The 24,311-nt window shown below is 52.4% G+C and carries 18 protein-coding genes; 2 read left to right on the top strand and 16 right to left on the bottom strand.

The genetic code is table 11. The features are described from left to right. Positions 1-42 precede the first annotated feature (42 nt). The 9 genes from SK3146_RS28510 to SK3146_RS28470 form a co-directional block, all read right to left on the bottom strand. Complete coding sequence (locus SK3146_RS28510) at positions 43-522, bottom strand: ABC transporter permease (RefSeq protein ID WP_249861947.1); 480 nt, start codon at positions 520-522, stop codon at positions 43-45. 73 nt (positions 523-595) lie between these two features. Further along, on the bottom strand, positions 596-2,665 hold the full coding sequence (locus SK3146_RS28505; protein ID WP_249861946.1) for a hypothetical protein: 2,070 nt from the start codon (positions 2,663-2,665) through the stop codon (positions 596-598). Then, positions 2,662-4,524 (bottom strand): ATPase, T2SS/T4P/T4SS family, encoded by a 1,863-nt coding sequence (locus tag SK3146_RS28500; protein WP_249861945.1) that lies wholly within the window; start codon positions 4,522-4,524, stop codon positions 2,662-2,664. Before SK3146_RS28500 ends, SK3146_RS28505 begins: the two co-directional genes overlap by 4 nt. After that, the gene (locus tag SK3146_RS28495) at positions 4,521-5,354 is read right to left on the bottom strand and encodes a P-loop NTPase family protein (RefSeq protein WP_249861944.1); all 834 of its coding nucleotides are present in this window, start codon (positions 5,352-5,354) and stop codon (positions 4,521-4,523) included. Before SK3146_RS28495 ends, SK3146_RS28500 begins: the two co-directional genes overlap by 4 nt. A 14-nt stretch (positions 5,355-5,368) precedes the next feature. Further along, positions 5,369-6,076 carry a hypothetical protein gene (locus tag SK3146_RS28490; protein WP_249861943.1) on the bottom strand — a complete coding sequence of 236 codons (708 nt, stop codon included), beginning with the start codon at positions 6,074-6,076 and terminating at the stop codon, positions 5,369-5,371. An 11-nt stretch (positions 6,077-6,087) separates the two neighbouring features. Continuing rightward, positions 6,088-7,209, bottom strand: coding sequence for an SAF domain-containing protein (locus SK3146_RS28485; RefSeq protein ID WP_249861942.1), 1,122 nt, complete (start codon positions 7,207-7,209; stop codon positions 6,088-6,090). Between the two features lie 35 nt (positions 7,210-7,244). Continuing rightward, complete coding sequence (locus SK3146_RS28480) at positions 7,245-7,853, bottom strand: hypothetical protein (RefSeq protein ID WP_249861941.1); 609 nt, start codon at positions 7,851-7,853, stop codon at positions 7,245-7,247. A gap of 255 nt (positions 7,854-8,108) precedes the next feature. Next, positions 8,109-9,062, bottom strand: coding sequence for a ParB/RepB/Spo0J family partition protein (locus tag SK3146_RS28475; RefSeq protein WP_152826919.1), 954 nt, complete (start codon positions 9,060-9,062; stop codon positions 8,109-8,111). Beyond that, positions 9,010-9,837, bottom strand: coding sequence for a ParA family protein (locus SK3146_RS28470; RefSeq protein WP_249861940.1), 828 nt, complete (start codon positions 9,835-9,837; stop codon positions 9,010-9,012). The genes SK3146_RS28475 and SK3146_RS28470 overlap by 53 nt, the downstream gene beginning before the upstream one ends. Positions 9,838-10,715: 878 nt before the next feature. On the opposite strand from SK3146_RS28470, the gene SK3146_RS28465 reads away from it, so the two are divergent. After that, positions 10,716-11,141 carry a P-loop nucleotide/nucleoside kinase family protein gene (locus SK3146_RS28465; RefSeq protein ID WP_249861939.1) on the top strand — a complete coding sequence of 142 codons (426 nt, stop codon included), beginning with the start codon at positions 10,716-10,718 and terminating at the stop codon, positions 11,139-11,141. A gap of 359 nt (positions 11,142-11,500) precedes the next feature. Further along, positions 11,501-14,476 carry a DEAD/DEAH box helicase gene (locus SK3146_RS28460; protein WP_249861938.1) on the top strand — a complete coding sequence of 992 codons (2,976 nt, stop codon included), beginning with the start codon at positions 11,501-11,503 and terminating at the stop codon, positions 14,474-14,476. Positions 14,477-15,085: 609 nt separating this feature from the next. On the opposite strand, the gene SK3146_RS28455 is transcribed toward SK3146_RS28460, so the two are convergent. From SK3146_RS28455 to SK3146_RS28425, 7 genes are all read right to left on the bottom strand, one after another. Beyond that, positions 15,086-16,393: an ABC transporter substrate-binding protein gene (locus SK3146_RS28455; RefSeq protein WP_249861937.1), complete on the bottom strand. Its 1,308-nt coding sequence runs from the start codon at positions 16,391-16,393 to the stop codon at positions 15,086-15,088. Positions 16,394-16,510: 117 nt separating this feature from the next. After that, positions 16,511-18,115 (bottom strand): response regulator transcription factor, encoded by a 1,605-nt coding sequence (locus SK3146_RS28450; protein WP_249861936.1) that lies wholly within the window; start codon positions 18,113-18,115, stop codon positions 16,511-16,513. Further along, positions 18,093-18,713 (bottom strand): sensor histidine kinase, encoded by a 621-nt coding sequence (locus SK3146_RS28445; RefSeq protein WP_249866472.1) that lies wholly within the window; start codon positions 18,711-18,713, stop codon positions 18,093-18,095. Before SK3146_RS28445 ends, SK3146_RS28450 begins: the two co-directional genes overlap by 23 nt. 173 nt (positions 18,714-18,886) lie before the next feature. After that, on the bottom strand, positions 18,887-19,879 hold the full coding sequence (locus SK3146_RS28440; protein WP_249861935.1) for a cache domain-containing protein: 993 nt from the start codon (positions 19,877-19,879) through the stop codon (positions 18,887-18,889). A 108-nt stretch (positions 19,880-19,987) separates the two neighbouring features. Further along, positions 19,988-20,833, bottom strand: a complete 846-nt coding sequence (locus tag SK3146_RS28435) for a carbohydrate ABC transporter permease (protein WP_249861934.1) — start codon at positions 20,831-20,833, stop codon at positions 19,988-19,990. Next, entirely contained in the window at positions 20,830-21,792 is a 963-nt protein-coding gene (locus SK3146_RS28430) for a carbohydrate ABC transporter permease (protein ID WP_249866471.1), read from the bottom strand. Before SK3146_RS28430 ends, SK3146_RS28435 begins: the two co-directional genes overlap by 4 nt. Positions 21,793-22,008: 216 nt before the next feature. Then, entirely contained in the window at positions 22,009-24,195 is a 2,187-nt protein-coding gene (locus SK3146_RS28425; protein WP_249861933.1) for a sensor histidine kinase, read from the bottom strand. Between the last annotated feature and the right edge of the window lie 116 nt (positions 24,196-24,311).

The raw sequence follows: 24,311 nt of genomic DNA, 5'->3' as shown, positions 1-24,311 counted from the left end.
GCGCCCGGGAAGCTCCGGGCACCTTCGGTCCTTCATGCGGCCTTACTGCTGCCGGAACACAATGCCGCGAATGACATTGCTGCTGTCCAGCACCAGGTTCGCGCGGAACTTGCCGCTCGGATTGACATAGTTAATATCCGCCTCGTCCACTGTTTGAGCGATCAAGCCCGGAGCAACGCCGACGACCGTGCCGTAAGTCACGTTGTCCATCGGCACACTCGTATTGATCGTTTTGCCATACCATTGTCCGGCCGGATTTTTGCCGGTGAAAATCTGAATGCCGAATTGATCGACATCGCGGAATTTACGCAGCGCGTTAACGACCTGACTGCCGGACAACGTCGTATTGTCGTATACCGTAAAAGCCGTTTGTGACAGCTCCGTTTGAATATTGCTAAAATTGCTTTGCGCCGCCTTTGTGGAATCCTGAGCCGAAACAAACAGCACTACGGCCAAGGTAATGAGGGCGATGGCGAGGAAAATCCCCGCTGCCATCACCAATGCTTTTTGTGCATTCGACATTGCATTCGCTCCTTTGATTGGGATCAACAAAAAAAGCCTTCCTCATGAAGAAAAGGAAGGATACCCGTGCCGCTTACTGAATGCGTTGAAGCTGATCGTAGTAAGCGGTCATTTGCTGCAGGCTGACGACAATGAGTGGAATCACCAAATATCCGAAGATCAGTGTCATCAAGGGGGTAAAGCCGATCCAGCGCCCCCAGCCTGCTTTTTGTTCAATCAACTGCTCATACTCCTGCTTGCGCTGCTCCCGCGCAAACGCCTGCTCCGCTTCAAGATCATCGAACGCCTGGCGGATCGTCAAATGCTGCGAAGCCAGCTCCAGCTTCTCCACGGTTCGAACGAACGGCAGAAATGGCGCGTCCTCCTTGAGCTGCGCCAGCGCCTGCTCCTCACCTTGCTCAAAGTGGAGCAAGCAGGCTTGCAGCGGCTCCTTGAACACACGGGCAAACTGCTCCATCCAGATCAGCAGTTGTTCGACCGACATGCGCTCCATCCCGGATAACATGGCGATCACCGCTTGCAGTTGATCGACCTCGTGCTTCATCTCCATTCGCCGCATACGCCGCTCAAACAATCGGATGCCGACGGGCAGCGCATACCCACCCCAGCCTGCGGCAAGTGCTAGAAACACCTCCCACCACAGCAGCCACGGCTGATCCAGTTGCGCAAGCTTCTCCAGCACGCGCCTCGCAGTCAGGCGAAGTTCATCCTCCTGTTCGCTGCCCGATGCCTGCTGACGGAGACGGTTCATAATGATGGCTTCGTTGCGCGGCCTCACCTCCTTTACTTGTTCCAAAATGCGGCGATCCAGTGCCGCAGTTTCCCGCGCCTTGACTTCCTCTTCGACGGACAACTGCCCGAACAGCATCCCCGGTTTGACCGGCGCATAAAGCAGTTGGTGCCGCTCCGCTGCATGCAAGGAAACAAATAGCCCTAGCACAGCGACAAATGCCAAAGTGCCAGCAACCAGGCGCTGCACATAAAACCACTCCAACCGCAGCGGCGATGCCGTGTCCTTGAGCAGCCGTGTCACCCGATGCGCTTCCCGCGAATCGGGAGCCGGTCCCAGCCGCTGCACGAGCCAGCGTACCCAACGCCAACCGTATACGCGCTTCTCCCATCGGTTTCTGCTCGTATATCGGGCAGCCCCATCCAGCTCCGCCAGTGCGCGAAGTAATACATAGGACAGCCATACGACCACAAGCAAGCTCAGCTTCGCCAGCCAGCCGAGCGTCCCGGCGTAGAAAGCGTCCATCGACGGGAAAAAGTGGCTGGCCCATGCTTCAATCGGGCGGGTAAAAAGCAACGGCACCAACGCGATCACCGTCAGCCCTTGCAGCAAATAGCTAAGCTTCTCCCGCCGCAGCAGCTCCAGATTCAGCTCGCCGGCCAGCTTTTCCAGCCCTTTGAGGTACACCGAACCGCTTTCGTTCTGCCGGTCGCCATGCTCTTTAATGAGGTAAGACAATCCGGCCAGCCCTTGCAAATAGCGGTTGGGGGCGAGTTCCACATATTGCGCCAGCTTGTCCTCCGCATCGCTGTCCGTCAACATCTCGTATAACTCCTGCCCGTGCAGCGCCATTTCATAGGGCGCGCCGTCTGCCGCTTCATAGATCGCTTCCTCCACCATGCCGTGCCGATGATAGTGATGCCGGACATCGCCGAAGTAGGCGCGAAGCTGCCGGAGCAGACGCAGTTCCAGCCGCTGCACGCCCATGTCCGCCAAAACGCCGTGCCCTACCCACAGACCGATCAGCAGAATGCCCCAGGTGAACGGATCGCGCACCATGACAGCAAGCGGGATGACAAGCAGGAGCAGGAGGCTCCACACCCGCAAGGCCGATTTCATTGTCTCCAGCCGCAGCTTCCACTCGTCGCCGAGCCGAACGATCAGGAGCCGCTTGCGCAAATGATGCAAATAGGCGCGCAGGATCGGCACTTGCTCACACACGCTGTAGAGCTGTTGCAGGAAGCTGTACATCGCTTGCCTGCGCGAGGCTTGTCCCGGCTTGCGCAGCGACTCGTAGCGTCGAATGGCGGCAATGTCCGAATCGCGGCGTGACAGCCACAGAAACGCAGCAACCGTCATCAGGAAGAGAACCGTCGAAATACCGAGCAGGGGAGAGAGCCATTCGCGCATCATGACTCCTCCTCCCAATGGCTATCCAAGAAGGCATCAAAGACTGCCTGATCCGGGCCGCTCAAATAGGTTGCCATGTCCAGGCGGCTTTGCTCGGATAAGGGATGTACGGCTACATAACGTCCATCCCGGTATTCGATCAAATTCCGGGCCGTGTACAGCGGGCGATCCGTCGAGCGCCGGAAAAACTCCAACGCGGTTTCCATAAAAGCGGCCAGTCGTACATCCTTGGTCATCTTGCCGGTAAACTCGGCTGGGTAGTCGGCCTCCTGCGGCACCGGCACGCACTCCGTAATCCGTTCAATGTATCTTCGCCCGTCCAAATCCCGGCGCAGATGGATATCGAAGTTGACGACGCTGACAACTTGCTGCTCCGCCACGCGCTCACTGCTGAACACGCCGGTCTTGAGCAGCGAATTGCGCAGCGACAGTACGAGATCGCGGAACGTTTTGGCGTGATGGGTAAACAGCGTAAACAACGAAGCCACTTGCGCCATCTGCACCATCCACGCCGCAACCGGATCGGTCGCCACCTCGCCCAAAATGTTCACCGAACCGTCCGTCTTTTTCTGAATGTCCAGCCCTTGCTGGCCGGTAATCGTTTCCGTTTCCCGCAGGCTGACGATGTTGCGGTTCGGGTAGATTTTTCGCAGTTGCAGCTCAAAGCTCATTTCCTGCACCCGGATCGGCAGCACCGCCGGAATATGGCGCACCATCGCCATTAGTAGGGTCGTCTTGCCGCTGCCCTGCGCGCCGGTGATCGCCGTAATACGCGCGCCAGCCACCAGATAGCGAATGAGTCCGATCGGCAATTCCGCGTTTTCGTCCTGAATCAACTGCTCCAGCGTGGCGTTTTGCACATCAAATTTGCGCACAAAAAAAGCCCACGATTCCGCAAACCGGGGGCGCAGTACGACGACGCGAGAGCCGTCGCCCATTTCATTGACCTTAAATCCATTCGCTTCGGACAACTGGCCGGGAAAATTGTGCTTGTAGATGATCTGACAGACGCGGCGCAGCTCCTGCTCCGTGCCGAACGACAGGAAGCTCAAATGAATGGACTTGCCCTTGTAAAACAGCCATACGCTGTCGTGGGAACGAGGCAGCGCCTGCCATTCTACCTCGTCCTCCAACGCCCATTCGCCCTCCCACATCAGTGGCGGCAAACCGGACACCCCGCCGGATACGCCGTCGATTCGCATATCGCGCAGCTCGTCGATGACGCTAAAACCTTTGTAGTGCTGGTAAATGCGCTGCACGACAATGCGAAGCTTATCCTCGGTCTGCAATGAGGGAGATTCCTGCGCGTAGATGCCTCGAATCTCTGCCCCCGAAATCCGGTAAGCCTCAAGCTGACCGTCCTCATCGAAGCGTTGCCGATCCAGCTCATACACCTGAATCATTTGCTCCAGCGCCCGCAGCCCGAATTGCTGCTTGTAGCGATCCAGCAGGATGTCAAACTGATCCTGTGCGGAAAGTGACTCCGGTTGATGAAACGGCAGGAGCAGGTTCAGATGCGCATCGTCCATTTCGTATTGCTGCATCAGCAAATCGGTGATGACCTGCTTCACGTATTCCTTATCCCGCAAATCGCCGGAGGTGCAGCCGCGAAGCGCCTTCTTTAGCTCCGCCCGTTTATTCTTCCGACGGCGATATTCTTCCTCGGATAAGCCAAAGTCACTGAGATGGCTCGTTGTCATTTCGTGCAAGGTGTCTTTAACGAACGCCGTCATCGCCTCCAGCGTGTACACGGTCTCGCCATCCGTTCGCTCCGGCAGACGGCGGCTCATACGCAAATAGAGGAAGAAAACGGCCAGCAACAGCAAGGCAATGACAATCAGGGTGTTCAGCAGCGTCATCATGGCTTGTCCTCCTTGCCGCCGAATACAGGCTGATTCCTGCCCGCGCCTTCGATCAGCGCATGCGCAAGCGCGCGTACGTGCCGAACAAAGCGATGATTTTCATGCTGGTGCGAGGTCTTGCGATTGCGAAACCAATACGGAATCGCCTCCCCGTGCTGAACCGCATCCAGCCAGCCCGTATTATGCACGACTGGAAAGGCTGGCTGCTGCCAATGAAAGCGGCGCTGGAGGTTATTGACTGTCAAGGACGAACCCGGATCGAACTGTCCAAACACGAGCATCGCTTTCTGCTCACTGAGCTTCGCGCTTTCCGAAGATTGAAAAAAACGCTCCAGCAGCAACCGATTTTGCGGCAGGCAAACAATAAGGAGATCCGCCCGATTCCGCAGTTTCTCCCGCCAGCCCGGAGCGGTCCCGCTGCCGCCGTCCAACAGCACCAGATCGTAGGCGCGCTTGGCGGTGTCCAAAAGCGGCTCCAGCCAGCGCTCCGCCAGCATGGCAAAGCCTGCGTTCGGCTTCGCCGAGCCAGTCAGTACATCCAACCGCTCCCGAAGCAGCGGCTGCGCATAATCTCGCAGCATACTCGCTTCCAGCTTGCGGTTTTGCAGCAGCCGCAGCAGCGCATCCATGCCGGTATCCGGCAACGGGGACGGATTTTTTTCCGGCGGGTAAAAGGCGCGCTGCACCGACTCATCCTCCTCGCGCAAAAGGCCAAGAAGCAGCAGCCGGGCCGAGTATTCCAGCCCCATGCACGTAGCCGCCGCCAGCAGACTGGTGGTCGTTCCGGCCAAACCGGGGAACGGACTCCAAAACACAACAATCATTCCCATCGTTCTTCTCCTTTCTACCAAGCTCGCCATCGCTTTTGGGCAGTCGCCCAAGCGCGCCGCGCAGTCTTGGCATCGCAATCCCCAAGCTGTTGCAGCATGGTGAGCAGCACCTGCCGAAACGCTCCGCTGACGCGGCGAAGGTCGATGCGGTGCTGATGCTGGTTATGCAAATCCGCTATGGCATCGCGTTCATCAAGCGGAAAATGAAAGGAAGGCTCCAGCCACTCCACATGTCGCAGCCGCGTTTCGGCCCGCCATGCGGGCAGTGTGCCCGGCAGCGCGGGAGACAGCCATTCATAAAAAGAGAGCGGCGCTTCCGCCTCATGCAAGCACAGGCGCAGCATCAGCTCCTCATTTTTTTGCAGCGACAACCGCTTGCCGTCCCAGCACCAAATCCGCTTGTCAAAATCGGGCAAATTCCGTCCTGTTATCATTTGCGTATGATCCGTGTCAAGCAGCAGCACATCATAGGTGCCCAATGTACCCGCCTGTTCCAGCGCGCGATCCAGTTGCGCCGCAGTAATATAGCCGTAGGCCACATCCATCTCCTCAAACTCCTGAACAGCGCTGCCGGTGAATGCGGGCGGCAAATACCCTTGAACGGCTTGTCCCATGGTCGAATCCACCAGCAGCACCTTCTGCCCCAGTGCGCTTAACAAGCGGCCCAGCAACAGCAGCACATTGCTTTTGTCCGCCGAACCAAGAAATACGATTTTTTTCATAACCGTCTCCTTTACTGATTTAAAATGTCCTCCCAGCGTTCTTCTCCCGATGGCGCTACTGTATCTGTCGCCGCTTCCGTTTCGGTTGCAGCCGAAGGGGGCGCAATCGATTCTGCCGGTATGGAAGGAACTGATGGTTCCGGCGTTGGCACAGCCGGTGACTGCCCCTCTCCCGACGGTGTGTCGTTTGATACATGCGGTTCCGAAGCTCCGCTGCCTGGAAGCGGCTGCGTTTCAAACATGGCGTTGCCTTGCCGGGTTGTCGCCCGTTCATTTTGCAATTGCTGCTGTACCGTGACATTGCCGCTGGAAGCCCGCAGCTTGTCCGAGTCGCTGACCGCCTTCAAATTGGCATCCAGCGTTTGGCGCAGGCTCCGGGCTAATTCGGTTTTCGCCGTTTCGAGCAGGTTTGGATCGATCTCCATCAGGTCGAGCACTTTCGGATTGGCCGGATAGTTCACGACTGCCGCCTCCTGCAAGCCCGGCTCGATATACGGCAGCGCGTATAGCCTCGCTCCCTGCAAGTACGCGTCAATGATCGCACTGGACGTTTGCAAAATGTCCATCTCATTCATTTCCAGCCACACGACATTGCCCGACAATTGCCGCACCTTCTTTTTAGCTAGCAAAACAAAGTCCTCGCCCGTTGGAAAACCGATTCGGACATCAATAAACTGCTCGGCCTTCAGATTGGAGGGAAGCTGAATAACCTGAAACTCCTTGAGCCGTACATCCTTCGGAACCGGCTGGCCCTCGTACAACAAAGAAGCGAGCAGCGGCGTGCCCGCCTCCAACTCCACCTTGGCATGCTTTCCGATAATCGCTTCCCGCTCTGTAATAACACCGGGTGGCAGAAGGGTCATGGGCATCGGAATCGCCTGGAGATCATCGGCAGTGAGCGCGACACCTGCCGCAATGGTTCGGCTTGCTACCCACACCTCGCGGCTGTTCAATTCCTTTTCTTGATTCAGTTGCTCGATCTGTTTTTCATAGCTTTCTTGCATCTGTTGCTGCATGTGCTGCTGCTCGTTGTACTGCATCAGCAAAAAGACGGCTGCCGCCACGAGCAGCGCCAACCCAGCCCCAATAGCTCCAATGACAAACAACTTGCGGTTTCGATAAGTCGGCAACATCGCTAACGACTCCTTTCTTTATGATGAAATGAATTTCAGCGGGCTTCGTCTCGCGACCGTGGCTTCTGCTGCTTCTCCGCTTGAAGCAGCGCCAGCTTCTCTACTGCCCACGCCGGTGTATGCTCCGGTTTGAGGAAGCCCGCCAAGTCTTCCCGGTTATAGCGGCATTCGTCGTCCGAATAGAGCCTTTTCACGTAAACCGCTCGTCCGCGCGAATGTCCCGATGCGCCGAAGCCACCTGTCACCCAAACCAGTTGATGATCCGCCGTGCGAAACTCCGGTCGCAGCCTTTCCGGGCTGATCACGACAAGCCTGCCGCTGAGTTCATCCTCCCCTTTGATGGGCAGGCAATGGGCAGATAGAATAGATGCCATCGGCTCTGGAAGGGCAGAACGCTCCGTCTGTAACTTCTCGATCTCCCACTGCATGAGCTTAGTGAACTCCCGCATCGCTTCCAGATAGTCCGCGTATCCTTCTGCGCCATAATACTGATCGATGCCAAACAAATTGTTCTGGTCGCAGTAGCAGACCAAATAGGGCTTCTCGGCGTTCGCCGTGTCGATGCCCAAAATAACTTCGACCCTGCCGATGGGCAGCGCCTGGTAGACTTCATAGTCGCCAGCCATTCGTTGCTCCTGCTCCATCGTCAGTCCTCCCGATTCCTTTTGCGATTAGGCCTCTTATGCCCGCTTAGAGCACCTTTTCTCTGCTTGCGAGGCTCCCGTTCACGAGGCTCCCGTTCATCCTCATCTGGCAATTCATCGTTGCGGGTAAAGCCGGGCTTTTCTTTCATCAGCCGCTCATACTGTCGCCGCTTTCCTGCGGTAAAGTCCATCTGGAAGACTCCTTTCTGCAAAAATGGGCATAAAAAAATCTCTCCATCCGAGAGAGTAGGGATATTAACGCTCGTGTTCGCGTTCCCGCTGCTTCCTGCGATACCAATTTTCCACCAGTTGCACAATGATCTCTTCCATTTGCTGCGCGCTATAGTCCTGGGGGAAAAAGCGGCTAAGCCGTTCCTTGCGAATCGTCAGCTTCTCTTTCTGATTCGGCTTTTCCTCCGTCAAAATGCCGAAGATGACATCCCCGTTCAGCTTGCCGTCCTGGCTGAGCTTCTTCATGCGCTGCGCCTGCGCCAGCGAAGGCGTACAATCCTCGGCATGCATCGTTTCCAGCAGGGCTTGCTGTTCTTTCTCGGCCAAGTAAGAGATTTCAACCGCCGGGCTAAATGCGATATCCTTATTGTCCACCATTTCGAGAATGGGGGGGATGAGTTCGGTTAAACGGATGTAGCGTTGAATCTGATTGCGACTTTCACCTACTTGCTCTGCCAAAATCTCGACCGAGTATTTACCATTTATATCCTGCCCAACTTGGGCAGCATTTTCTTTGCTCGGTCTGCCTGCCTGACGTTTCATCGCATTTAACTTCATCCTATATGCAAACGCCTTTTCACTCGGAGACACATGCTCTCGCTGCAAATTACTGTCCACCATAATAATGGTCGCCTGATCGTCGTCCAACTCACGAACAATGCATGGAATAGATTCCATTCCTGCCATTTCACTTGCCTTTTTACGCCGATGCCCGGCCACCATTTCAAAGCCGCCATCCGTTTTGGGACGTACCAGCACAGGAACCAGCACCCCGTATTGCTTTACGCTTTCCGCCATTTCCAACATCGCATCGTCTGCCTTTACTTTAAAAGGATGATCGAGAAAATCACTAATGTCCGCCAACGGGATTTCCTTGATCTGTTCCTTCTGTGGCGCATTCCGGGTTTCTTCCGTTGTAAACAAATCATCGACTGTGGTCAGCTTTATGCTGGCGCGTCGGTCTTCTTTCGCTGCCAATATCCTGCACCTCCTTCGTTAATGAGGCATAAGCTCTGGCGACTTGTCCGCCCGGATCGTGTGCATAGATGCTTTTTCCGAGAGCGCTTGTTTCCGCCGCGCCAATGGCAAAAGGAATTACGGTTTGATAAACCCGTAGCTTATCGCCATAATCGCGTCTCAATACAAACGATATATCTTTGGCAAAATTGGTGCGTTTGTCTACCATCGTCAGCAGGACACCTTCTACCACCAGCTTTTTGTTAATTTGACGGCGAACGCGGGCAATCGTCTGCAAAAGCTGCGTCATGCCCTTTGCCGGCAAATAATGGGACTGAACGGGAATGATGACGCTATCCGCCGCCGCCAATGCATTGATCGTAACCATGCCCATGCTTGGCATACAGTCGATCAGGATATAATCGTAGTTATCCGTTACAGAATCAATGTACGTGCGCATGATGGTTTCCCTGCTCATCGTGTTTACGAGCGCCACTTCAACAGCCGACAACTCGATATTGCCCGGCATTAGATCGATTCCTTCGTGATGCTGCAAAATGCCTTCTTTGGGATCATAGGTTTCTTCCGCTATACATTTTTGCAGCATCGTCGCCAACGATACCGGAAGATTGTCCGGCTCTCTGAATCCGAGTGCAATCGTCAGATTTCCTTGTGCGTCAGCATCCAGTAACAGCACCCGGTTACCTTCCGCAGCCAACCCGATGCCGAGGTTGACCGCTGTCGTTGTCTTGCCCACGCCGCCCTTCTGATTGGCAAGGGCGATTACTTTGGCCATCTGTTCAAGTCTCCTTTCAAATAGAAGAAGCCGGTTGCTCTGAGGAACCAGAACACCGGCATTTCAAGGGTATCTATATAAAAAGAGTGCATCTGAAAGGGATGACCTCTTGGATATTCGACTTCAAATGATATATTTTCATTTACAGGCATTAGAGTGTCGTTTTTTCGTTAAGCTGCTTTCTACTTTACACAATAAATGAAGAATGATAACGAGTGACTGCTTCCATGCAGGCTCTCTACCTGCGGGTCGAGCTGAATGTTCATAGAAGAGTAATCTGTTTGTATCCAACGCCAAAAACAGGCATGGCCGGGTTACAGATAGAATTAGAAAAATTTATCCGGCGGACGGCGGTGGACTGTCTCCATAAGCGCAGATTAGCGCTTCCTCCAGGATCGCTGCAGGCCGCCCCCATTGCGATAAGCTGTGGCTGGACGGAAGTATCATGATACCTCCATGCAGGTCATCGCCGTAAATGGAACCACCATTTCGCTATGCATCGCGGAATCGCTCTCGTCTTGCCCTGCGCCTTAAACGGACGTACAGGAACATTACGGTCAAGGCGCGCTGGCATATTGGCTCTCCTTTGAGGCTGCATGGGGAATGTACCGGACAAATTTGTATTCGATTTTCAAGGAGCGAAGTCGAGGATTTTTGTCCCTCTATAAGCCGTTTCATTTTTCGGGCAAAATCGGGTAGTTTGAGGAAAAATATTTTGAAGAAAGTTTTTCGAGGACATCTCGCGGGTATCTGTTTGCCAAAAAACAGGAAACAATGGACTGAAAGCGGAGTGAGATTCATGTTCAAAAAGTTAGAATGGTGAGGGGGTAATCCGCAATTGAGGAAAAGTTCGACTTTGATGAGAGGAAGGAAACAACATGTTATATATCTTTGGCGGCTTGCCAGGTACCGGCAAATCCACATTATCCGCAGCTTTAGCTAAGGAGCTCCGAGCTACGCATCTTCGGGTCGATGTAGTTGAACAGGCGATGCGTGCTGCCGGAATCACGGTGAACGGGACAGAAGGCTATATGGTGTGTTACGAACTTGCGAAACAAAACCTGCGCTTGGATCTTGATGTAATCGCAGATACGGTCAATCCGATCACCATCACCATCACGCGCCAGGCTTGGCGAGACGTAACGGAATCTCTCCAGATTACGTTTGTTGAAATCGAGGTGATTTGTTCTAATGAACGCGAACTCAGGCACCGTGTCCGCACACGACGAACGGATATTCCTGGCCTTATTCTTCCGACTTGGGATGAAGTTAAGAATAGACAAATACGAGGCGTGGAATCATGAACGGTTTATTATCGATACGGCTCATCAAACGGTAGAGGAAAGTTTGCGGTTGCTTCGTGAGCAGCTTGGTCTGGTGAGAAAGGGTTAGTACTCAATTGAGGAGAAACAGCTAGGAAGGGACGCAGCGTAAGTCAGTGAAGCTACGCTTAACATTGTTTAATCTAATACCTAGAAAAGGGAAAGACACCTTGCAGATATGTACCGAAGGTGGACTTTTCAGCGAATTTATATTTAATCTCCCTCTTGCTTCATGATGCTTTAGAAATGGTATAATATAGGGAATTGATCAAAATTACTCGTTCGATTCTGTTCATCTATATTTGAACTATCATCATATTGGCTTTAAGGGGGCTGATTATGTGAATATTGTCAGTCATATAGCTGGGAACAATCAAATTGTGCAGGTCCAATCGACACCAGAAGCTGAACTTATAGACGTTAGTCGTGTTGCCTCCTCTTGGCGTGGTGTTTTATCGCTTGTAGCACCAGATGAAGGCTCTACTGGACTTCGTCCTGCACAACTTGGTGCTTTATTTTCAATAAAAGCACATTGGACTGTATCGAGCGAGCCTGCTACTGTCGTTATGCCAACAGGCACAGGGAAAACAGAGACAATGATTGCAACTGTTGTATCGGAAAGAATAGATCGAACTTTTATTGTTGTCCCAAGTAACTTATTAAGAAAGCAAACTGCTGAAAAATTTATGACTTTTGGAGTTTTACAAGATATCGGTGTCATTAATGACGTTGCATTGAAACCTGCCGTGACAACACTACTCAGAACTCCAAAAGAGCTTTCCGATCTTCAGACAATCCTTAATAAATCAAATGTTGTAGTCACTACAATGGCACTACTGCAAAGATTTCCTGATAATTATTTGGAGGCAATAAGAAATACTTGCGATACACTAATCGTAGATGAGGCACATCATATCGCAGCCAATACATGGGCATCAGTAAAATACAAATTGAGAAAATTAAAATGCTTGCAGTTCACAGCAACGCCTTTTAGAAATGATGGGAAGAAGGTTGATGGAAGAATAATTTACAACTTCCCACTATCCATGGCTCAAGAACAGGGGTATTTTCAAGAGATCAATTTTCTTCCTATTCTTGAATTTGACGAAGAAAAAGGAGACTTGGCTATTGCTGCGGCTGCAGTAAACCAACTTGAAAATGATCTAGAAGCTGGATATAATCACGTCATTCTTGTCCGTGCAAAAGACAAGCGTTCTGCAGATCGTTTATATAAAACGATATATCATCCTTACTTTTCACACTACAATCCAGTGTTAGTACACAGCGATATTCCACCAGCTGATAGAGCAGTTTCAATGACAGCACTTAAAAGTGGAAACGCAAGAGTTGTTGTTTGTGTCGATATGTTTGGAGAAGGCATTGACATACCCAGCCTCAAAATCGCTGCCGTACATGATAAGTACAAATCATTGCCCATAACGTTGCAATTTATTGGACGATTTGCAAGGTCAAAAAAAGGGCTTGGTACGGCAACAGTCATTACAAATATAGCGAACGATGAACTCAATGAGTCACTCCGAGAACTGTACTCCCAGGATTCCGACTGGAATGTATTACTTCATGTTTTGGCTAACCGAGAAATTAACAGAGAGTTATCCCTTCAAGAACTTGCAGAAGGATTTGATGTTTCTTCACTACATGGCATGACAATACAACAACTACGACCTAAGATTAGTATGATAGCATACAATACCAAAGAGAAAAGTTGGAATCCAGATGGAATTTATAATGTGTTTGACCCTGATAATTGCTTCTTCACTATAAATAATGAAACTGGAATTATTGTCATTATTGAAAAACAGGATTCAAATATTGACTGGACCTCTTTCAAAGGAATTAGTGATACTAACTGGCATTTGCATCTAGTCTATTGGAATTCCGAAATAAATATGTTCTTTATAAACAGTACGAATAAGAGCATTTCAGATACTCTAGCAGATGTGTTATTTGCCCAACACGATAAAATTCGCGGAGAGACAGTGTTTCGGTGTTTGCATGGGATCAAGCGCTTAATGCTGGGTACTGTCGGACTTAAGTCAGCAATCGACGGTCCTATTCGATACCGAATGTTTGCAGGGATTGATATAGGCAATGGTATAACTGAATCACAAAAAGAAACCTCATATAAATCGAATTTATTTGGAGCTGGATACAGTGGAAACGGTAAGATAAGTATTGGGTGCTCTTACAAAGGTCGTATCTGGTCTAAATGGGTTGAGAGCATGGATTATTGGTTGAACTGGTGTAATGAGATAGCTGCTCGTCTACAAAATGAAAAAATCAACACCTCTAAGATATTTGAAGGCGCATTAGTACCTGAGATCATTAATGATCGTCCAACATCTGTTCCTTACGGAATAGAATGGCCTATTGATATGGATTTGATTAATGACAGCAGTTTTCTTATCAAGCATGGTTCAAACACTTACTCAATTTATGATTTGGAGATCAAACTTTCAAATCATAGTGAAACTGACCCGATCCGATTCATTATCGGAAACAATTATGTTTTCGAGGAATACGAGCTTCAAATATCAAATAGAAAATTTGAATTTAAAACTATAAAGCCAACAGGATTAATACTCAAAAGGAATAAACGCGAATACCGGATGACAGAGTTTTTCAATGAATTCCCACCTCGCATAAAGTTTGTTGATCAATCAATGTTGGAAGGAAATCTCATTGTTAGAATGACCTCGTCGCCACCGGTGTTCAATAAAGAACGAATAACATCATGGGATTGGAGCAATGTAGATATCCAGAAAGAATCTCAAGGCATACAACGCGATATACAAAGCATTCAATATCACACAATACAGAAATTGATCTCCTCCAATAAATATTGCGTGATATTTGATGATGATGGTGCAGGTGAAGTTGCCGATATTGTAAGTATTATCGATGAAGCTGGTAAAATAACCATTCAATTTTACCACTGTAAATATGCACACGGTGAAAGTCCTGGAGCGCGAGTTGCTGATTTGTATGAAGTCTGTGGACAAGCTGAAAAGTCTGTAAAATGGTGCCAAGAACCCTCCTCAATTATTGATCGACTTATGAAACGTGAATCTTCTCGTGCACGATCAGGTGGCACTAGGTTTGAAATTGGTGATTTGCGAAAACTTCGGGAGATTAAAAATAAGATGCGTGTTTTTCCAGTAAAAGTTGAAATAAAAATTGTACAGCCAGGTATCAATTCACAAGGTATTACGGACGATATGCTTCGCATTCTAAGCGGGACTGCATCGTATTTAATGGATACCTACAGTATTGACCTCAAAGTCATTTGCAGTTGATCCGAATGAATCGCTTCGCACCAAGCTCTTTTGCTCCAAAATGTAATTAGGATGGGCTTGTTGTTTGTTTTAAATGCTTATTAATGACGAAGTGATAGATTGTTAGCTTTTTTTCATATAATGAGAACAGCCACCTTCACTTATCGTGTAAGGTGGCTGTTCAAGCCGATTTGTTGCTGATTCCGATGTTATTAAATTTACTTAGTAAAAAACACAACACCGGATTATTATGCACATACGTATACAAATTCAAACTCAGCGGTTGCTTATATCCCCTTCATACGTATCCTTATTAATAAAACGCCCTTCAGCAGGAACATAATACCATGCCCGCAAATAGTATGTACTCCCGGATCTCACTTTACTTGCATCGATATTTCCTTACATACTGATAGGCATTTTTCACATTACCCAACCGCCGCGACGATTTTGAATGCCATCTCTATGACCATATACCGATAGTACATAGAAATCAACATTAAGGTTTAACATCCACATCAACAAACTACAAATCCCGCTCCTCCTTCCAAGCCACTCCTTACCGCAAAAACAAAAACAGCCCCCGCTCATCGCAATGTGAGCGGAGGCCGCAAGCCATAAATCTATTCCTTACTGATAATCCTTCGCCTTCTTCACCAGCTCGTCGTAAGCCGCTTCCGGCGCCATCTTGCCGAACATCACCTTTTCCCCGATGTCCTTGAAATCCTTGGCCGTATAGTTGCTCCAGCCTTTGGCTCCCGGGTTGAACGGCTGCGCGTCCGGGGAGACGTTCTTGATCAGCTCGATCTGCAGCTTGTCGGAAGCCGTCAGCTTCGGCGTCAAGTAATCGAGCACTTTCTTCGATACGGGCACGCCGCGGGTCGTTCCGAGAATGTCGGCCGCTTCGGTGTCGTTAATGAACCAGTCGATGAATTTCTTCGATTCCTCGACATATTTGGAGTCGGCGCTGATCGACCAGAACATCGACGGCTTGAGCCAGCCGCTGGACTGCGCCCCTTTTGGCTGCGTCACCAGCGTATACGCTCCCGGCTTGACGCCTTCATAGCCCGGGAACAAGGCGGCGAAGCTGCGCTTCATCAGCACGGTGTCGTTGTTCATCAGATCGAGCTTGGCGTCGGATTCTTTATCGGTGCTGGCCACGTCGGGAGGCGGAACGACGCCGTCTTTTCTAAGCTCCGTATACTTGTTCACATAAGCCAGCCAAGTCGCTTTGTCGATGTTGAACTTGCCGTCCACCGTGATCGGGTAGCCTTTTCCTTGGCTGATCTGATAAGCGGTATACATCGTATAATCGGCGGTGTAATCCATCAGCACATATTTATCTTTATCGAGCTTCGCCTTCGCGTCTTTGCCGAACTGGAAATATTGATCCCAGGTCCAGCCGTTGGCCGGAGGCGTAATGCCGAGCTTGTCCACGGCGTTTTTGTTGAAGACCATTCCCGTGGCGTTGTTGCCGAGTGGAATCGCATACAATTTATCTTTATATTTGCCCGAATCGACGAGCGACTTGTCGACATCCTCGGTATGAATGCCTTGCGACAAATCGGCCAGCTGGTTTCGGCCCGCGTATTCCGACAGCCAGGCCGGGTCCATCTGAATAATGTCCGGCGCGTTTTTGGCGGCAGCCTGGGTAGCCAGCTTATCGGCATATCCGTCAAATCCGGAAAATTCCGGCTCGAAGGTAACGTTCGGATGCTTTTTCGTATACGCATCCAGCGCTTTGAGGGTCGCGTCATGCCTTGCTTGCGAGCCCCACCAAACGATTCTGAGCTTGACCGGCTTATCCCCGCTTCCCGCGGAAGCCCCCGCGTCGGCTGCGCTCTGCTTGCCGTTCGTATTCGAACCGCAGCCGGCCAGACTCGCGGCCACCAAAGCCGTTAAGGAAAGCAACCCCCATGTTCGCATCTGCTTGCTCATCTTTCCCATATCCCCTTCCTGTATCAGCAGGTTATTCTAACAAGTTTCATTATAATGACGTCAGGAAGCAAGAAAAATAAGAGTAATGAACACATTTCTGTCACTATTGATCACAACCTATTTTTTGCCGAGCTCGCTCGGGTTCATACCGTAATATTTTTTGAAAAGGGAGCTGAAATAAGGGACGTTCTTGTACCCTACCATCTCGGCGATTTCATAGATCATATGCCGTCCTTCGAGCAGCAGCGCCTTGGCTTTCTCCATCCGGACGCGGATGACGTAGTTGGTGAAGGTTTCGCCCATCGCCTTTTTGAATATTTGGTTCAAATAGTTGCGCGATAAGTAGAGCTGCTTGGATACATCCTCCAGATTGATTTCTTCGGGATAGCGGCTGTGCGCATATTGAATCATAAATTCCACCGTATCCTTATGCCGCGAATTTTCGTTCCAGCCCCGGCTTGTGGAGATGACGCGAATTTTCTCCTTGAGCCACCGCCCCAGCTCCCCCGCCGTCGCGATCCGGCTCACTTCCTGCGAAACCGTCTGTTCAGGGAACAATTCATCCAGCACAATACCCGTACTGTACAGAGAATAGGCGAGTATCGTCCAAATCTCCGAGCATAAATACTGCACGTAAGCGGGCGATACGGATGCGGTCTCCCCCAGCTGCCGGACATACGATTCCACGATCGCATCCGTGGTCTCCTCTTTGGAATAGACGATCGCTTCGGCCAGCTCCTGGCAAAATTTGATCGGGCGGATCGCGATCTTGCTGTCCGCAGGCAGAACGCCGGATTGCGCGGGATCGGTCACCAGCGTCTGCTGCAGCAGATCGAGAAACGCCTCCTCCGTAGAATTGGATATTTCCTTCCAATGATCCGTAATCCCGCCGAACCCGGTCCGTATTTCCAGCTTCAAATAGGTTCGGACGCAGTCGGCCATCCGCTCCGCCGCGCGGCGTATGTCCCGCAACGCTTCCTCCCCGCTCATGTCCCGCTTCAGATGAAAAATGACCGCCGCATGATGGCTGTGCAGCTCGACGAATTCCGCCTCCGGCCAATGATCGGCCAGCAGCTCCCTGACGATATTGGCAAGCGCAAACCGGAACAAGTTCCAATCCGTCAAGGTCAAGTTGGAAATGCGCATCGTGCTCGCCAGCTCCATTCCCATCACGAGATGATATCTCTCGCTCCAATATTCTTTCTCCGACAGCTTCAAGCTTTCGTCCGCTACCGAACGGTCGAACGTGCCGGTAACGACCGCTTTCAGCCATTCCTTCTGCACGAACGGCTCGTACATTCTCAGCCTCCGCCTAATCTCTTCCTGCTCCAGCTCCTTAAGCTCTCTGGCTTCCAGCTCTTGAATGACGCGCTCCAGCACCGCGCGCAGCTCCTCCATCGTGACCGGCTTGGACAAATAATCGCTGACCTGAAGCCTAAGCGCCTGTCTCGCATACTGGAAATCCGAGTAGCCGCTCAAGATGACGATTTCTCCCGGAAACCGCTCGTTTCGCAGCTGCTCGATCATCTCCAGCCCATTCATCACCGGCATATAAATATCGGTAATGACGATATCCGGATTCGTCTCCCGGATGACGGCAAGCCCTTCCTCGCCGTCCATCGCTTCCCCGACCCACTCGGCCTCGAGCTGCTCCCACGGGATCGACTTGCGCATGCCGTCCAGCACTTGAAAATCGTCGTCAATGATGAGAATCCGCCACATGGCTCTCCTCCTCCGCCTCTTCTAGATTATGAATGACAGGCAGAACGATCCTTACCAGCGTTCCCTGCCCGTCGAGATTGTGCAGCTGCACGCCGTACGGCGCTCCCAAATAAGCGGCGATACGCTCCTTGACGTTGCGGATGCCGTAGCCGCCCGTCCTCCGCTTCTTCTTCTCGCTCCAATCGGCCCGCAGCCCTACGCCGTTATCGTAAATTCGGAATTCGATACGCGGAGCGTTCCCTTCCCGTTCCGCTTCAATCCGTATTTCGCCCGTCCGGCGCCCGTGAAAGCCGTGAATAATGGCGTTCTCGACGAACGGCTGAAGCGTCAGCCGCGGGATATACAGCTCCTTCAGCGCCTCGTCCGCTTCAATCGAGTAAGTTAAGCCATCGCCCCAACGTATACTTTGAATTTGCAAGTACGATTCCACATGAACGAGCTCGTCCCGGATCGGAATCATCGTCTCCCCGTTGGACAGGCCGATGCGGAACATTTTGCCCATCAGCGATAAAATCCGGCTGATCTTCTCCTGCCCGGCCTCAATGGCGAGCCAGTTCAGCTGGTCAAGCGTATTGTATAGAAAATGCGGGTTGATCATCGCCTGCAGCGCCAAAATCTCGGCTTCGCGCTGGCGCTTATGCTGCGCTTTGAGCGATTGCAGCAGCTCATCGATCCGCTCCATTTGCCGGCGGTACCCGTTAAACAAGCTGCCGAATTCATTCGTGTAATCCGACGGCAGGTGCGAGGCGGAGGCGCTTCCCGGAACCCGGTTCATAATCGCCAGCAGCTGCCGGATCGGCTTCGTAAATTGCCTGGACAGAAACAGCGTGAAGAACGAAGCGATGAAAATGGCGGATAAGCCTGCGGCGACGAGCGCATAAGCGAGACGCACGCTGCCGTGAACGATGCTGCTCCACGGCGTCGCTTCGGCCAGAATCCAGTCCGAATGCGATTTGCTCCAGACGAGCAGCGCGTCGCCCCCGGCCGGTGCCGCCGGCAAGCGGAAGCTGCCGGCAAGCGGAAGCTGCCGGATTTCTTCTCCGAGGCGCGAATCCGGCTCAGCTCCGAGTCGCCCAGCGTCAGGCCGCCGATCGCCGAGATCGTCTTGCCGCCGGCGTCGAGCAATATTCGGTTTCTCTGCTCCGTCTCGCCGCGGACCAGCTGCTCTATCGCCGAAGCCTTCACATTAAGCACAAGCAATCCGTAATATTTGCCGGAGTTATTATATACTTTTCGCGCGAACCCGATAAAATGCTGCGGCCCCGTGTTCGTATCCAGCATATGATCGCCTATCCAGGCAAAATCGTTGCTCTTGACATCCGGATACCAGCTCTGCGACTGCACATCGCGAATATCGAGAAACTTCACGGGCGCCTGCGAATCGGTAAGCTCGGGATTTTCCATATACAAATAAATCGATTGAACCATCGTCGTGCTGTAGGTGATATTGGCCAGCATATTCAGCAGGTCCTTCTTGCGCCGGAGCCGCTCGAAGGAATCCTTCTCCAGCGGGTCGTAGCCGACCGTATCGATATTGCGCGCCGCCGCAAGCGACATCTGCTCGATCGACTGGCGCTGAATATCCAGCTGCTTGTTCAGCTCCCCCAGCAAATCCTGCTGGTAATAAGACGTATTATCGGCGAGCTCCCGGGAAGTGATGCTGTAGCTGATCCAGGTGAAAATAAGCAGCAGGGCGGCAATAAATACCGCGAAGCTGCCGAAAAACAATCGATCGATCCTTACCCTCTTAAGCAGGCTCGTCACGATGCTCCCCCCTCTGTCCTCCGCTGCGCCTCAAACCGCCCTTATGCAGAAAAAAGCTGCCGTAACAAGCAGCTTTCCCGCTATAATCGTTATGATGGCAGCCTCATTTTACCCCTTCACCGCACCCGACGCAATGCCGTCGACGAAATGCTTCTGAGCCATGAAGAACAAAATGAGCGACGGTACGACGGAGACCAGAGACATCGCCAGCAGCTGTCCCCAAGGCAGCGCCGACTGGCTGTCCACGAACAGCTTGAGCGCGAGGCCCACCGTATACTTGTCCACGGAATTGATGTACAGCAGATGGCCGAAGAAATCGTCCCAGTTCCACAGGAAGCAGTAGATCATGACCGTAACCAGCGCCGGTTTGGTGAGCGGCAAAATAATGCGCCAATAGATGCCGAACCAGCTGCAGCCGTCCATCTTGGCCGATTCGTCGAGATCTTTGGGCAGGCCGCGGATAAACTGGACGAGCAGGAAGATAAAGAACGGGCCGCCGATCCCTCCCGCCAGCGCATGGGGAACGTAAAACGGCAAATACGTGTTGACCCATCCCCACGCATTAAACATAATGTACTGCGGCACCAGGGTAACTTGAGTCGGAAGCATCAGCGTCACCATCAGAATCGAGAACCAGAAGTTTTTGAGCGGAAAATCGAGCCTTGCAAATCCGAACGCGACCAGGCTGCAGGAGAGCACCGACGTAATCAGCACGCCTGCGATCAATTCGAACGTATTCATATAGAAATGGGTGAACGTGTACTTCGGAATCGCCGTCCAGCCTTCGGTGAAATTGCTCCACAGCCAATGCGTCGGAAACAAAGAAGGCGAGCTCATCTCATCATTCGATTTGAACGCTGCACCGACCCACCACAGAACAGGGTAGATCATGACCAGACTGAACAAGGTTAGCAGCACATGCGATCGGATCGATCGGCGCACAGTTAGATTCATTTCTTCCCATTCCCTTCCGTTTCATAGAATACCCAATATTTAGACGAGGCAAAAATGGCGGCCGTGGCGATGCCTATGATGACCAGCAGAATCCACGCCAAGGCGGAGGCGTAGCCCATGTCGTAGCGCGAAAACGCGCGATCGTACAAATACAGCGCATACATGTACGTCGAATTGACCGGCCCTCCCTTAGTAATAATGAATGCCTGCGTGAACATCTGGAACGAGCCGATCGTCTGCAGCACCAGATTGAACAGCAGCACCGGAGACAGCATCGGCAGCGTAATCCGGACAAACTGCCGCATTTTGGAGGCTCCGTCCACCGAAGAAGCTTCGTACAGCTCCGCAGGAATCTGCTTGAGACCTGCCAGGAAAATGACCATCGAAGAGCCGAACTGCCAGGCGACCAGAATGATCAAGGTGCCGAGCGCCGTGCCCGGACTGCTGATCCAGCTGATGCCTTTAATGCCGGCAAAGCTGAGCAGCTTGTTGATAAAGCCGTCGATGCCGAACATATTTTTCCACAGGACAGCCACGGCGATGCTGCTTCCGATGAGCGAAGGCAAATAGATCAGCGTTCTGTAGAAGGAAATCCCTTTAATCTTCTTATTGAGCGCAATAGCGACCAGCAGGGCGCTGATCAGCTTCAGCGGAACCGACAGCACTACGAAAGAAAGCGTAATTTTGAGCGACTGCCGGAACGTATCGTCGTCGGCGAAGATTCTCTCGTAATTTCTGAGGCCCACCCAATCGGGCGGATCGAGCAGCGTAAATTTGGTGAAGGAGTAATACACCGATTGCAGCATCGGCCACAGCGTTAACAGCAAAAATCCGAGCAGCCACGGCGAAATGAACAAATATCCGGCAATCGGCGATTCCCAGCGGCCTTTCAGCGAGAAGGCGGAAGTCCGTTTGCGGGCGGTTTTCGAAGAGGAGAGTGAGGTTGTCGAAGAATTCATCATTGTAGCCCACCTTTAGTTTACAAAGTCGCTTGTCTCTTGCTTACAAGTATAAGAGAAGGCGGCGGGCTCTAAAATGAGGGGAATGAACACTTCTTTTTCAAAATTGAACAATGAGATCATCGTACGGGACCCTCCTTCACAGCAAAAAGCCCCCCTCTCTGCCGCGGCAGAACGGAAGACTTGACGATGTCCATTTGGTATAAACGCCCCGGTTCAGAGCGAAAGTCCGTCTGCGGAATCCGATGCGTCGTTATCCTGCTTCATTCGCAGCGGCAGCGAGAAATAAAAGGTGCTTCCGCTGCCGGGTACGCTGTGAACGCCGATTTTCCCTTTATGATAGCCGACGATTTCCTTGGCGATGGCAAGCCCGAGCCCGACCCCGGTCCGGTTCACCTGCTCGCGGTCCCCGGCTTGAAAATACCGGTTGAACACCCGCGGCGCATCCTCGGGCCGTATGCCCGCTCCCGTATCGGCGACTTTGAAGACGACGCGAGGTGATGAGGCTGCCTTCGTCCGCTTAGGCCAGACCCATTCCAGCTCCAAGGCGATAGAGCCGCCCGCAGGCGTATGCTTGCGCGCATTGAACAGGAAATTGACGAAGACTTGCTCCAGTCTCGCCGGATCGGCCCATATGACGGGCACGTACGTCCCGGACGGGCACGGAGCAGCGCGAATCGTGAATTCCAGACCGCCGGAGCGAATGTCCGTCTCATAGCGCTCGTAAATATCGTAGAGGAGCTGCAGCGGATCGAGCTCGATAAACCGGAAGCGGACTTGCCCCGATTCGAGCTTCGACAGCTCCGACAAATCTCCGATAATCCGGTCCATCATCTCCGACTTGTCCAAGACGAGCTTCAACGTCCTGGCATCCCCCGGCGGGACGACGCCGTCCATCATCGCAGAGACGTAGCCTTGAATCAAGGTAAGCGGCGTGCCGAGCTCATGGGAGATGTTGGATAAGAGCCGGCGGCGCGACTTCTCCAGCCGGATCAGCTCCTCCGATACGTTCTGCAGCTCCCGGTTCGACTTCTCCAGCTGCTCCGTTCTCTTCTTGATCTTCAGCTCCAGCGTTCCGGTCAGCGCCGCCATCTGCCCCGATAACTTCTCCACCTGAACCAGGGAACGCGAGAAGCGCACCGATAAAATATACGCTTGAATGAAGACCGCCGCCAGCACGCCGTACGGGAACAAATCTCCGGTATTTATAAGCCGGTTGTAATATAAAGTGTCGTTCAACGCAGTCGCAATAATCGCGGCCAGCGAGACGAGACTGAGCCCCGACCACTCCCGCTTGCGGCGCAGGGCCGCCGCGTATACGCAGGCAATATAACCGAAGACGGCCATAATAAATAGTTGGAGCGGCAGCATAAACAGCGTATACAGCCGGGCCTCCGCCGCCAGCACGAACAGACTGCCCGCGCAAGCGGTCCAGACGATCCAGACGAGCAGGCGGCGGGAAAGTTCCTTCGGATACAGCGATTCGGCATAAGCCGCGAACAAGGGCAGCGCGTAAATGGCGCCCAAATATTCCAGCTTCACGCCAAGCTCCCACGGAATCGCCGGAAATAACTGAACGGCGACCGTATCTCCGACGAATAACGTCCGGACGCCGACGACGGCGCATAAACCGCCGAAATATAGCGTCGACCGGTCCTTCCGGCGCTGTACGTACAGAATCAAATGGTACAGCCCCATGATCAAGAGGCAGCCGGACAACAGCGTCTGCAGCACGACCTTCCGCTCGCTGATGCGGGCAATCTGCTCCTTGGAACCGAGCCTGATCTCATCCCACAGCCCGCCCTTGCGCTGGACGAAGTTGGATACCTGTATCGTCAGCTCCACTCTGGGCCCGGACGGAACAAAATAATACGTATCGGCGGCATTTCCCGCAATCATCTGTTCGCGGCTCGCGCCGACCGTCCCTTTTCCTCCCAGCAGCCTCCCGTCTACCCACAGCTTGTAGGCAGAGGCCGCATGAGGAATATACAGGCCCAGCGTAGTGTCCGATACCGCGCCGGGAGGCAGCAGCAGAGTCAAATGGTACGTTCCGTAGCCCTGATTGCCGAGAGATTCCCCGCCGATCCGATACTGCCCCCATGTCCCCGGCACGCGGGCATACGCATCGGGCTCCGCCACTCCTGCGCTCAGGTCGCGGGGTTCGAGCAGCCGGCGCCAATAAAGCTCCCATTCCCCGTTCAGACGGACGGTGCCCCTCTCTTCGGGATTCCAGCCGGATAGATCCAGCGTGCCGCCGGCCGCTTCGCTCATAGGCGGCGATAACGGAGCTTCCGGCGACGCCGCGGCCGGAGCAGTCGGCCAGAGCAGCATGTTCGCGCAGCAGCACGCGACGGAAATGAACAGAATCAGGAGGCTCTTCACGGCCAATTTATCATGTGCCATCTGGACGATTCCTTTTTACGAAAAAGATGTAGTGATTACAAATTTCGTCAAATCATCGGAAAATTCCTGTTTTTTCGATGCAAAATTTTAACGCTCGGCGGCATATGACGCGAAAC

It is taken from the genome of Paenibacillus konkukensis, assembly GCF_023523925.1.
Classification (GTDB): Bacteria; Bacillota; Bacilli; order Paenibacillales; family NBRC-103111; genus Paenibacillus_S; species Paenibacillus_S doosanensis.
This window is presented reverse-complemented; position numbering and strand designations above follow the sequence as displayed.